General features: G+C 67.5%; 10 protein-coding genes. 7 read left to right on the forward strand and 3 right to left on the reverse strand.

Going from position 1 to position 9334, the window contains the following annotated elements:
• Positions 1-100: 100 nt before the first annotated feature.
• The 4 genes from P1P70_RS34235 to P1P70_RS34250 all read left to right on the forward strand — a co-directional run bounded on the left by P1P70_RS34235 (position 101) and on the right by P1P70_RS34250 (position 2073).
• Complete coding sequence (locus P1P70_RS34235; RefSeq protein WP_319244785.1) at positions 101-289, forward strand: hypothetical protein; 189 nt, start codon at positions 101-103, stop codon at positions 287-289.
• Between the two features lie 129 nt (positions 290-418).
• A complete protein-coding gene (locus tag P1P70_RS34240; RefSeq protein ID WP_413471613.1) occupies positions 419-892 on the forward strand; it encodes a BlaI/MecI/CopY family transcriptional regulator in 474 nt (157 codons plus the stop codon).
• A gap of 9 nt (positions 893-901) precedes the next feature.
• Positions 902-1435 carry an amino-acid N-acetyltransferase gene (locus P1P70_RS34245; RefSeq protein WP_319244787.1) on the forward strand — a complete coding sequence of 178 codons (534 nt, stop codon included), beginning with the start codon at positions 902-904 and terminating at the stop codon, positions 1433-1435.
• A gap of 302 nt (positions 1436-1737) precedes the next feature.
• Positions 1738-2073, forward strand: a complete 336-nt coding sequence (locus tag P1P70_RS34250; RefSeq protein WP_033524724.1) for a histone-like nucleoid-structuring protein Lsr2 — start codon at positions 1738-1740, stop codon at positions 2071-2073.
• Here P1P70_RS34250 and P1P70_RS34255 read toward each other — a convergent pair.
• Entirely contained in the window at positions 2052-2708 is a 657-nt protein-coding gene (locus tag P1P70_RS34255) for an SCO3374 family protein (protein ID WP_319244789.1), read from the reverse strand. The genes P1P70_RS34250 and P1P70_RS34255 overlap by 22 nt on opposite strands.
• A gap of 430 nt (positions 2709-3138) precedes the next feature.
• On the opposite strand from P1P70_RS34255, the gene P1P70_RS34260 reads away from it, so the two are divergent.
• Together P1P70_RS34260 and P1P70_RS34265 are read left to right on the forward strand one after the other, a co-directional pair.
• Positions 3139-5664 (forward strand): ATP-dependent Clp protease ATP-binding subunit, encoded by a 2526-nt coding sequence (locus P1P70_RS34260; protein ID WP_319244791.1) that lies wholly within the window; start codon positions 3139-3141, stop codon positions 5662-5664.
• Between the two features lie 466 nt (positions 5665-6130).
• On the forward strand, positions 6131-6733 hold the full coding sequence (locus P1P70_RS34265) for a M23 family metallopeptidase (protein WP_319244793.1): 603 nt from the start codon (positions 6131-6133) through the stop codon (positions 6731-6733).
• Between the two features lie 27 nt (positions 6734-6760).
• Here the strand turns inward: P1P70_RS34265 and P1P70_RS34270 are convergent, their stop codons facing one another.
• Positions 6761-6949, reverse strand: coding sequence for a hypothetical protein (locus P1P70_RS34270; protein ID WP_319244795.1), 189 nt, complete (start codon positions 6947-6949; stop codon positions 6761-6763).
• A 70-nt stretch (positions 6950-7019) separates the two neighbouring features.
• A complete protein-coding gene (locus P1P70_RS34275; protein ID WP_319244798.1) occupies positions 7020-7640 on the reverse strand; it encodes a TetR/AcrR family transcriptional regulator in 621 nt (206 codons plus the stop codon).
• 167 nt (positions 7641-7807) lie between these two features.
• Here P1P70_RS34275 and P1P70_RS34280 point away from each other — a divergent pair.
• Positions 7808-9334: MDR family MFS transporter (locus P1P70_RS34280; RefSeq protein WP_319244800.1), on the forward strand; the 1527-nt coding region annotated here is incomplete at its 3' end.

A 9334-nucleotide genomic window follows, 5' to 3' on the forward strand; every position in this document is an offset into this window, starting at 1 on the left:
ACCCCCGGCGAGGTCTTCCCGCCCAAGCGGAAACCGGCCGCCCCGCCTTCGAACCCGCCCCAACAACTGGCCGCCGTCTAGCCCTGGCTACCCTGGACGCATGGACTACGTCTCCGCGCTGCTGCCCCCCTTCGTGATGGCCGTGCTGTTCATCAGCGTCATCCGGGTGATCGTGAAGACCCAGGGCGGCCCCAACAAGGCCAAGGAGGACGCGATGGTCGACGCGGCCCTCGCCCGCGCGGAGAACTCCCGCCAGGCCGGCGGCGACTCCCGGGGCCCCGGCGCCTGACCCTCACCGCTTCCGCCCCATCGGCGTACGACTCGTGTGTTTTTCGAGTCGTACGCCCTTTTTGTTCCATCTCTCCGGATAGTGTGCGGAACTGTGCCTCGCCCCTTGGGAGAACTCGAAGACGCGGTCATGACGCGGGTGTGGAAGTGGAACCGCCCGGTGACAGTTCGGGAAGTCCTGGAAGACCTTCAGCGCGAACGGTCCATCGCGTACACCACCGTGATGACCGTTCTGGACAATCTCCATCAGAAGGGCTGGGTGCGCCGGGAGGCGGAGGGCCGGGCCTATCGATATGAGGCCGTCTCCACTCGCGCCGCCTACGCGGCCGCACTCATGAACGAAGCCTGGTCGCAGAGCGACAACCCCGCCGCCGCGCTCGTCGCCTTCTTCGGGATGATGAGCGAGGAACAGCGACAGGCGCTCACCGACGCCGTACGCATCGTGCAGGGCCCGGGCCCCGGCAAACCCGAACCCGCCGCGCCCGCCGCCCCCGCCCTCGAAACCCCTGTTGAAACCCCTGTTGAAACCGTCGGCGAATCCGTCGAATCGTCCGGCGAAACACAGGGCACCCCCGGCGAATCACCGGATCTCCCCGGGCGATAGCGTCCGCTCATGCCAGCAACGAGTCCCGGAGCCACCGCAAAAGCCATCACCGTCAGGCGGGCTCGGACCAGCGATGTCCCGCACGTGCGCGACCTCCTCGACTCCTACGTCCAGCGCCGCATCCTGCTCGACAAAGCGACGGTCACGCTTTACGAGGACATCCAGGAGTTCTGGGTCGCGGAACGGGACGACAACGCCCAGGTCGTCGGCTGCGGTGCGCTGCACGTCATGTGGGAAGACCTCGCGGAAGTCCGCACTCTCGCGGTGAACCCGGACGCCAAGGGTCTCGGCGTCGGTCACCAGTTGCTCGAGAAGTTGCTGCACACCGCTCGCTGGCTGGGTGTTCGACGGGTTTTCTGTCTGACCTTCGAAGTCGAGTTCTTCGCGAAGCACGGCTTCGTGGAGATCGGGGAGACTCCCGTCGACACCGATGTCTACGCGGAGCTGCTCCGTTCCTATGACGAGGGCGTCGCGGAGTTCCTCGGTCTCGAACGAGTGAAACCGAACACCTTGGGCAACAGCCGGATGCTTCTGCATCTGTGATCGCCGACGGAGACCAATTCCGGTGAGGCGTTCCCGAGGAGCCTTCCCGGAGAGCTTCCGGTGAGGGTCGCCCTGCCCGCGGGGCCTATGTCCGAAACGCACATGTTTCCGGTCTTCCCCGGGCTCCTCGTCCTCTCCGGGCTCTCTCCCCGGTCTCTCCTCGGTCTCTCCCAGGGGTTTGTGTTTTTCCTGGAAAAGCGGTTTGCTTTCCGACGTACTGCAGTACTGCATATAACAGGGGACGCGAAACAGCGGCGCTCGCCGCAGGCCTCGCCCTGAAGTTTTCGATGAAAGGAAATCCGGTGGCACAGAAGGTTCAGGTCCTTCTTGTCGACGACCTCGACGGCGGCGAGGCGGACGAGACCGTGACGTTCGCGCTGGACGGCAAGACGTACGAGATCGACCTCACGACCGCCAACGCGGACAAGCTCCGTGGCCTTCTCGACCCCTACGTCAAGGGTGGTCGGCGTACCGGAGGCCGCGCGGCGGGTGGGCGTGGCAAGGCCCGCGCCGCTTCCGGCGGCAGCCAGGACACCGCGGCCATCCGCGCCTGGGCGAAGGAGAACGGTTACGAGGTCAACGACCGCGGTCGCGTCCCCGCCTCCATCCGCGAGGCCTACGAGAAGGCCAACGGCTGAGATTCCGACGGCCCGGTGCTCGCGCGCCGCAGCCGGACGCGGTGGCAGTGCGTCGCCACCGTGTCCACCACTCGCACGAGGTCGGGGGCGGCCCCACCGCCCCCCAACGCCGACATGCTCGGCAGCGAGGGTTCGACCTCGCATCCCGGCTCGGGGGGCCGCACCCACTCGGCGGCCCCCTGTGAACCGGCCTCCCCGCGCACGCCCCCATGCCTTCCGGTTCCGCCCGGAGGCTCCGGCGCCACCAGGTGACCGCCCGTTCCGACGGCAGTGAGGTCCAGGTCCAGGCCGCCCCAGTCCAGCCACTGCAACAGCCCCGGCACCTCCTCCGCGCTCCCGGCCGCGACCAGCAGCAGCATCCGCGAGCCGCACCGCGCGACCGGTGAACCCGGACCGGGCACCGGCCCCAGATGCCGGAGCGCCGCGATCCCCGCTTCCACCGGCACGTCGAGCACATCGAAGCGCAGGCCCGTAATGAGGTGTACGGGCGTCCCGGGCACGGTCGCCCAGCCGAGATCGTTCTCGTACCACCACCGCACCGCGTCGCACGGGCCCTCACCCGGAACATCGCGCGGGGCGACGGCCGAGGAAGCGCTCGGGTCGAGCGGTCGGCGGGGAAGGGGGACGATGGCCATGTCAGGAGCAACCGGGCGAAGGGGCCCAGAGTTACGCTGGGTATCGGCGCGGTTGCCAGGAGTGCCGGAAAAGGGGGCGTTCCACGGTGTGCGGTGACGCAAGGATGTTCGCCCTTAGCGGAGGGAACCGGTGCATCCGGCATGGAGTGTCAGTCCCTACGGGTAAGACATCCCTAGTGGGAGGGGGCGACACGCAGGAAAGGCCGTCTCACGTTCGCCATCGGCGTACTGATGGTGGGGGTAACTGCCTGGCCTGCGGGAACATCGTCTCGCACCATCGGGTTGGAGCAGATGTCGGCGTTCGGGGTCAGGAGGCCAAGGACGGTGTCGGCAGTTGGAATGAGCGGTCCCCGCTTGCGGGACTAAGCTGCGGAAGGACAGCGAGGGGAGCGTCCCCTCACTGCCTGACCGCTCTGAGGAGCGATTAACGATGTTCGAGAGGTTCACCGACCGCGCGCGGCGGGTTGTCGTCCTGGCTCAGGAAGAAGCCCGGATGCTCAACCACAACTACATCGGCACCGAGCACATCCTCCTGGGCCTGATCCACGAGGGTGAGGGTGTCGCCGCTAAGGCCCTGGAGAGCCTCGGGATTTCGCTCGAGGCGGTCCGCCAGCAGGTGGAGGAGATCATCGGGCAGGGGCAGCAGGCCCCGTCCGGGCACATCCCCTTCACCCCCCGTGCCAAGAAGGTCCTGGAGCTGTCGCTCCGCGAGGCTCTTCAGCTGGGCCACAACTACATCGGCACAGAGCACATCCTGCTCGGCCTGATCCGTGAGGGCGAGGGCGTCGCCGCCCAGGTCCTGGTCAAGCTGGGCGCAGATCTCAACCGGGTGCGGCAGCAGGTCATCCAGCTGCTCTCCGGTTACCAGGGCAAGGAGACCGCCACCGCCGGCGGCCCCGCCGAGGGCACCCCCTCGACGTCCCTGGTCCTCGACCAGTTCGGCCGGAACCTCACCCAGGCCGCTCGTGAGTCCAAGCTCGACCCGGTCATCGGGCGCGAGAAGGAGATCGAGCGGGTCATGCAGGTGCTGTCCCGCCGTACCAAGAACAACCCGGTCCTGATCGGTGAGCCCGGCGTCGGCAAGACCGCCGTCGTCGAGGGCCTCGCCCAGGCCATCGTCAAGGGCGAGGTGCCCGAGACCCTCAAGGACAAGCACCTCTACACCCTCGACCTCGGCGCGCTGGTCGCCGGCTCCCGCTACCGCGGTGACTTCGAGGAGCGCCTGAAGAAGGTGCTCAAGGAGATCCGCACCCGCGGCGACATCATCCTGTTCATCGACGAGCTGCACACGCTGGTCGGTGCGGGTGCCGCCGAGGGCGCCATCGACGCGGCTTCCATCCTGAAGCCCATGCTGGCCCGCGGTGAGCTGCAGACCATCGGCGCCACCACGCTGGACGAGTACCGCAAGCACCTGGAGAAGGACGCGGCCCTGGAGCGCCGCTTCCAGCCCATCCAGGTCGCCGAGCCCTCGCTCCCGCACACCATCGAGATCCTCAAGGGTCTCCGTGACCGGTACGAGGCGCACCACCGCGTCTCGATCACGGACGAGGCCCTGGTGCAGGCGGCGACGCTCGCCGACCGTTACATCTCGGACCGCTTCCTGCCGGACAAGGCGATCGACCTGATCGACGAGGCCGGATCGAGGATGCGTATCCGCCGGATGACCGCGCCGCCGGACCTCCGCGAGTTCGACGAGAAGATCGCCGGTGTCCGCCGGGACAAGGAGTCCGCGATCGACTCGCAGGACTTCGAGAAGGCCGCCTCCCTGCGCGACAAGGAGAAGCAGCTCCTCGCCGCGAAGGCCAAGCGGGAGAAGGAGTGGAAGGCCGGCGACATGGACGTCGTCGCCGAGGTCGACGGCGAGCTGATCGCCGAGGTCCTCGCGACCGCCACCGGCATCCCGGTCTTCAAGCTGACCGAGGAGGAGTCCTCGCGTCTGCTGCGCATGGAGGACGAGCTCCACAAGCGGGTCATCGGCCAGGTCGACGCCGTCAAGGCGCTGTCCAAGGCGATCCGTCGTACGCGTGCGGGCCTCAAGGACCCCAAGCGTCCCGGTGGTTCGTTCATCTTCGCCGGCCCGTCCGGTGTCGGTAAGACCGAGCTGTCCAAGGCGCTCGCCGAGTTCCTCTTCGGCGACGAGGACGCGCTGATCTCCCTCGACATGTCGGAGTTCAGCGAGAAGCACACGGTGTCGCGTCTCTTCGGTTCGCCGCCCGGATACGTGGGCTACGAAGAGGGCGGCCAGCTGACCGAGAAGGTCCGCCGCAAGCCGTTCTCCGTCGTCCTCTTCGACGAGGTCGAGAAGGCCCACCCGGACATCTTCAACTCGCTGCTGCAGATCCTGGAGGACGGTCGCCTGACCGACTCCCAGGGCCGGGTCGTGGACTTCAAGAACACGGTCATCATCATGACGACCAACCTCGGCACCCGGGACATCTCCAAGGGCTTCAACCTGGGCTTCGCGGCCTCGGGCGACAAGAAGACCAACTACGAGCGCATGAAGAACAAGGTCTCGGACGAGCTCAAGCAGCACTTCCGGCCCGAGTTCCTCAACCGTGTCGACGACGTCGTCGTCTTCCCGCAGCTGACGCAGGAGGACATCCTCAAGATCGTCGACCTGATGATCGGCAAGGTCGACGAGCGCCTGAAGGACCGGGACATGGGCATCGAGCTCTCCCAGTCCGCCAAGGAACTGCTGTCCAAGAAGGGGTACGACCCCGTACTGGGCGCCCGGCCGCTGCGCCGGACCATCCAGCGCGAGGTCGAGGACACCCTCTCCGAGAAGATCCTCTTCGGCGAGCTGCGCCCCGGCCACATCGTGGTCGTGGACACCGAGGGCGAGGGCGAGACCCAGACCTTCACCTTCCGGGGTGAGGAGAAGGCGGCCCTGCCGGACGTCCCGCCGATCGAGCAGGCGGCCGGCGGTGCGGGGCCGAACCTGAGCAAGGACGCGTAACCGCTCCGCTCGGCCTGAGCGAACAAAGGGGCTGCCCCGGGACTTCGGTCCCGGGGCAGCCCCTTTTGCCTGCCCCGAAATTCGCGTCCGGTGAGTGATGTGGGCCTCGTAGGCCGCGTCACATTCCTGAGTTCTTCCATGGCGGTACCGGTGACGTGCCGCACAGGTCATTTGTCCGGTACTAGGTGGAATAGTGGCGAACGGCTGACGGGCAAAACGGACATTCGGGTGCGATGGCGGGGGATTTGGTTCGCGCTGTGCAGGTGGGGGACGGTTTGAGGGTTGGTGTCAATGAGAGGGAGGTTTTATGTGGAGCTACGAGGTTCGGTCGTAGGTCACACGTTTGGGGGGTTTCGGGGCGTCGGGGTACCAAGGGGTGTCCCATTCGGCGGCCGCAGATGTGTGCCGGGTGGGATTCGTGCCCATCGAGGCACGTTCCCTGTCTCCGTCTCCCGTGAGGTACTCCATGTCGCAGCGTGTTCGCACTCCCCGTTCCCGTATGTCCCAGCTCCGTGTCCGCGCCGCCGTGACGGCCGTGGGTGTGGGTGTCTCGGGTGTGCTGGGAGCCGGGGTCGCGGCCGCCGCCGGCGGTGCTCAGGCCGCGAGCGCCGGCACCGCCACCGTCCAGACCGCCGCCGCCAAGAAGGCGGCCTCCTGGGTCAGCCCCGTCAAGGGCTACAAGCTGAGCGCGCGGTTCGCACAGGCCGGCAACATGTGGTCCGCGAAGCACAGCGGCCAGGACTTCGCCGTCAAGAGCGGTACGGCCGTCGCCGCCGCGCACGGCGGCACCGTTGTCAAGGCCGGTGGCAACGGCGCCGGTGACGGCCCGGCGTACGGCAACGCCGTCGTCATCAAGCACGGCAACGGCACGTTCTCGCAGTACGCCCACCTGGCCAAGGTGAACGTGAAGGTCGGGCAGGTCGTCAAGACCGGGCAGCGTATAGCCCTCTCCGGCAACACCGGTAACTCCAGCGGGCCGCACCTGCACTTCGAGATCCGTACGACCGCGAACTACGGCTCCGCCATCGACCCGGTCGCCTTCCTGCGGACCAAGGGCGTCAGCGTCTGAGTCGCTCGCGCCTGAGGCCGTGGCCGGTCAGCACGGGCCGTAGTCCTGGCCCGTGCCGCACATCGGGGTGTCGGCGTAGTAGTCGTTGAAGTAGAGGATGGCCAGGACCATCACAACCACGACCGCCGCCGCGCCGGCGAGGCCGATGAGGTGGCTTCTGCGGTCGCGGGCGGCGCGCTCCTCGTCGGTCATCCGGGTGTGGTCGTCGGCGTTCATCCGGGCCTCCTCGTATGAATGTCCGGGAGGATCCCGAGAGCTCTGAGGGTCTACCCGGATACGACGGCGCTCAAGAGGGCCGGTTTCCCGAGTGCGCCTGGGTCACCAGGTCGATCGCGACCTCCAGGACGGCCTTGCGCTTCTCCTCCGGGTCGCCTTCGACGTCCCGGAGGACGAACATGCCGGCGTGCATGGTGAACAGGGCGCTGGTGCAGCGGACCTGGTCGGTCAGGGCGGCGTCCGGTTCCTTGATGGTGTCGATCAGCCGGATCATGCGGTCCTTGAACGTCTCGCCGACACTCAGTTCGCGCACCGTCGCCTGGTTCTCCTGCATGAAGCGGAAGAGGGGGGCGACATCGGCCAGGGCCACGCTGTAGCGGCGCAGGATCTCCCGCTTGGTGTCGAGGGTGCGCGGCTGGGTGTCCGCCCATTCGATCAGTTCGTCGATCGGGCGCTGCAGGTCCTGGAAGAGGCCGATGAGGATGTCTTCCTTGGTCTTGAAGTGGTAGTACAGCGCCGCCTTCGTCACGTCGAGGCGTTCGGCGATCTCCCGCAGTGAGGTCTTCTCGTAGCCCTGCTCGGCGAAGAGTTCGAGGGCGACCTCCTGGATGCGCTGGCGGGTGTCGCCGCGACGCTGCCGCTTCGGTGTCGCGCTCGTCGCGCCCGTCGCGTCCGGTGTCGTGCCGCTCATCCTCGTACTCCTCGCCGCTCGGACGGCCCCGGGTCGGTCAAGCCTCGGCCAAGCCCGTCGAACTTACTTGACGCCCGGCTAGTTAGGGGCCTAGCTTCCCTAAGTGTAGACAACTAGCCGGTCGGCAAGTAAGTGCACGGGAGCTCCGGGGGGAGTGGAGGACCGCGATGGATGCGGAGAAGAAGAACGAAGTGAGTGGTGGCGCCGAGGTGGACGGGCCGCAGCCGCGCAGTGTGCGGGTGGTGCTGCTCGCGCTCATGATCGCCATGCTGCTCGCGATGCTCGACAACATGATCATCGGGACCGCGATGCCGACGATCGTGGGGGAGCTGGGCGGGCTCGAACACCTCTCGTGGGTCGTCACCGCGTACACGCTCGCCACCGCCGCTTCCACGCCCATCTGGGGCAAGCTCGGCGACCTCTACGGCCGCAAGCGGGTCTTCATGACCTCGATCGTGATCTTCCTGATCGGGTCGGCGCTGAGCGGGATGGCCCAGGACATGGGCCAGCTCATCGGCTTCCGCGCGATCCAGGGACTCGGCGCCGGCGGACTGATGGTCGGCGTCATGGCGATCATCGGCGACCTGATACCGCCCCGGGAGCGCGGCAAGTACCAGGGCATGATGGCCGGGGTGATGGCTCTCGCCATGATCGCCGGGCCGCTGGTGGGCGGGTCCATCACGGACCACTGGGGCTGGCGCTGGTCCTTCTACATCAACCTGCCGCTCGGGATCGTGGCGCTGATCGCCGTCAGTGCCGTACTGCACCTGCCGAAGCCGTCGCGCGAGGGGCGGTCGGCGCGCAACATCGACTATCTGGGCGCGGCCCTGCTGACCGTCGGCATCACGGCGATCGTGCTGGTCACCACGTGGGGCGGCACCGAGTACGCCTGGGGGTCGGCCGTCATCATGGAGCTGATCGCGCTCGGCGTGGCCTCGCTGGTCGGCTTCGTGTTCGTGCAGAAGCGGGCGGCCGAGCCGGTGATCCCGCTGCACATCTTCCGCAGCCGGAACTTCACGTTGATGTCCGTGATCGGGTTCTTCACCGGGTTCGTGATGTTCGGCGCGGTGCTGTTCCTGCCGCTGTACCAGCAGTCGGTGCAGGGCGCGTCCGCGACGAACTCCGGGCTGTTGCTGCTGCCGATGCTGGGGGCGATGCTCGCGGTGTCGATGGTGGCCGGGCGGGTGACCACGAACAGCGGCCGCTACAAGGTCTTCCCGGTCGTCGGGAGCGTCCTGATGATCGTGGGGCTCTTCCTGCTGGCGCAGATGGACACCGGGACGAGCCGGGTGACGTCCGGGCTGTACATGGCCGTGCTGGGCGCCGGTATGGGATGCCTGATGCAGATCACCATGCTGGTCGCGCAGAACAGCGTCGAGATGAAGGACATGGGGGTCGCGTCGTCCACGACCACGCTGGCCCGGACCCTCGGGTCGTCCTTCGGGGTCGCGATCATGGGCGCGTTGTTCAACAGCCGGGTGCAGGACGTGATGGCCGAGCGGGCCGGGGCGCTGGGGTCCCGGGTGACCGAGCAGTCGGCGCAGCTGGATGCGGCGGGTCTGGCGAAGCTGCCGGAGGCTGTGCGGGAGGCGTACCAGTACGCGGTCTCCGCGGGGACGCACTCGGCGTTCTTGCTGGGGGCGGTTGTCTCGGTGGTGGCGTTGGTGGCGGCGGTGTTCGTGAGGGAGGTGCCG

It is taken from the genome of Streptomyces sp. MB09-02B (assembly GCF_033794485.1).
Taxonomy (GTDB): Bacteria; Actinomycetota; Actinomycetes; order Streptomycetales; family Streptomycetaceae; genus Streptomyces.